Source organism: Hyphomicrobium sp. (assembly GCF_036833075.1).
Lineage (GTDB): Bacteria > Pseudomonadota > Alphaproteobacteria > Rhizobiales > Hyphomicrobiaceae > Hyphomicrobium_C.
The window spans coordinates 1-2,312 of the sequence record NZ_DAITQL010000154.1 but is presented as its reverse complement, the minus strand read 5'-3'; the positions used below and the strand labels follow the sequence as shown (position 1 = coordinate 2,312).

Below are 2,312 nucleotides of genomic sequence, written 5' to 3'. Positions count from 1 at the left end.
TCAATGACGACCGGATTCCAGTTGCCCCCGGATAAAAGAAGGGGGTCACATCACCACCGATCAGGACAAATCTATCCCAGAAGCGATAACGGAGGTCCGCGTACGCGGCCATGCTCTCTGTTTCGACATCGGTCGTCAGAACCTGCAGCGGGATCAGGCCGAAGCCGATATCAATCTCATCGAACGAATCCTGGCCGAACTCGAACAGCCCGTAAAAAAGACCGACGACGCCCGATAGCCCGTTCCCAGAGTTCTCGATCTCCAGCCGCAAATCCTGAGTGAAATCGCCGCCGTCGCGGACCGTGTCGCGCTGGATGGCGGCGGATGCCGCAGAGCCGATCTCTGTTTCCGTGTCGGCATAGGAGGTAATGGAGCGCACCGTCATCCCCGGCAAGAACGTGTAGCCGATGTCCGCGATGTAGTTCGTCGTGTCAGTCGTACGGAAGTCCAAGCTTTCACCGGCATTTTTGAACCGGTCTTCGAACGGTGCTGAAACACTCAATACGGCAGGCGTGTCGTGAACGCGGGCGATGGTGAATAGGGCGCTGAGCCCGGAGATGCTGTCGGGCTCGAGCAGCAGCTTGCCGCGGATCGTGCGAAGTACGTCCTCATCGAGCGGATTATTATCGGGATCTCCATAGGAGATATCGTAGTTGCGTTCCAGCGCCTGGCCCGATATGCGCAACGCCGCCTGATTGGTAACAATAGGTGCGTTTACGACAAAGCCCCCGCTCATCAGGTCTTGCTGGCCTGCGGTTCCCTCGACGATACCCTCCCATTTGTATGTTGGGTCCTTGGTCTTGATGAACACGCTGCCAGCGAGCGAATTGCGGGCCTGCAGGGCTGATTGAGGACCACGGAGGACTTCAACCTGCTCCACATCCCAAAGCCCTCGCGCACCGCGCCGCGTCGCTTCCGGGTTCTGAGTGGCGCCGTCGATCACAACGGAAATGAGAGGGGCCGCCGACGGATTTTGGTTCTGGGTCAGGCCTTCCGAATTGAGGCCGCGAATGCTGAATCCGGTATTGCCGCCGGAACCTTTGGTTGCCAGCACGTTGGCCTGGGTATTGAGAGCGCTTTGCAGGTCTTGGATCTGCTCCGTACGGATCTGCTCTCCAGTGATCACGCCGATGCTCGTTGTCGTGTCCCGTAGCGTTCTGGCCACCTTCTCGCCCTCAACGACGATGCCAGGCAGCGCAGCCTCGGCGGCCGGACCGCTGGTGGCCGCAGGTGCTGCAGCTCTTAGCGTGGCTTTTTTCACGTTGCGCTTGGCCGGGGCCGTTTCAACGACCATTGGGGGCAATTCCACAGCCTCCGCCGATTGGGACGTGTCTGCCGGCGTGGCACTCCCGGCAGGCGCGCTCGTCTGCGCATGGGCAGCCGGGCCGAGAAACAAGAGGATCAAGGCCGAGGAAACGGCGGAGAAAGAATTGCGCATCTCATGCACTCTAGAGAGGAGATCCAAGAGGACGGGCACGACGAACCATTTTGGCCATCAGACACAATCGATACGGCGCTTACAACGCGATTCCATACTTTTTTGGTAAAGAATCAAAGTGCGTGTTCGCTAAGCAACAGCCAGCCCGAGCATCGACGAGGTTTATCTCGGCAGCGGTCGGCGGTGGTCAGCACGGCGCTGCGATGCCGTGCTCTAGGCGACCGGACAAAAGGCGAAGCACTGCTCCGGCGCGGCAACGCGGGACATTAGCGCTGGTTCAGTGCAGCCGTTCAACTTCCGCTCCTTACCTCGTTACAGACGCCCCCCGTGGCACTGAGAAAACAGAGGGTGACGGTTGCCGGCTTCCCCTTCTGATGCTGTGGACGGCATCCATCACCCGGCCCGAAGACCGGTATGGTTTTCGGGCATGAGATGGAGGAAGTCAGATGGTGCAGCCAGTCACAGTCGGCCTCGATATCGCTAAGAACGTTTTTCACGCCTACGGCGTCGATGCTCAGGGGCAGAAGGTCCTTAGCCGCAAGCTTCGGCGTGGACAAGTCGAAGCCTTCTTTGCCAAGCTCGAGCCTTGCCTGGTCGGCATCGAGGCCTGCGCAACAGCGCATCACTGGGCTCGCACGATCGCGAAGCTGGGGCATCAGGTCCGTCTCATGCCCCCGGCATACGTGAAGCCCTACGTGAAGACACAGAAGAACGATGCGGCAGATGCCGAAGCCATCTACGAAGCGGTCACCCGCCCGAACATGCGCTTTGCGGAGACGAAATCCGTTGAGCAGCAGAGCGTGCTGGTACTGCATCGAACTAGGCTCCGGACTCAATTGCACCACCAGACGGTCGCGGCAGCGATGAGCACACC

The 2,312-nt window shown here is 59.7% G+C and carries 2 protein-coding genes; one reads left to right on the top strand and one right to left on the bottom strand.

Annotation, left to right across the window (positions count from 1 at the left end):
- On the bottom strand, positions 1-1,438 hold a 1,438-nt coding region (locus V7082_RS21510; protein ID WP_334151728.1), incomplete at its 3' end, for a TonB-dependent receptor.
- Positions 1,439-1,884: 446 nt separating this feature from the next.
- Here V7082_RS21510 and V7082_RS21505 point away from each other — a divergent pair.
- Positions 1,885-2,312, top strand: a 428-nt coding sequence (locus tag V7082_RS21505; RefSeq protein WP_442909840.1) for an IS110 family transposase, incomplete at its 3' end; no start/stop codon positions are given.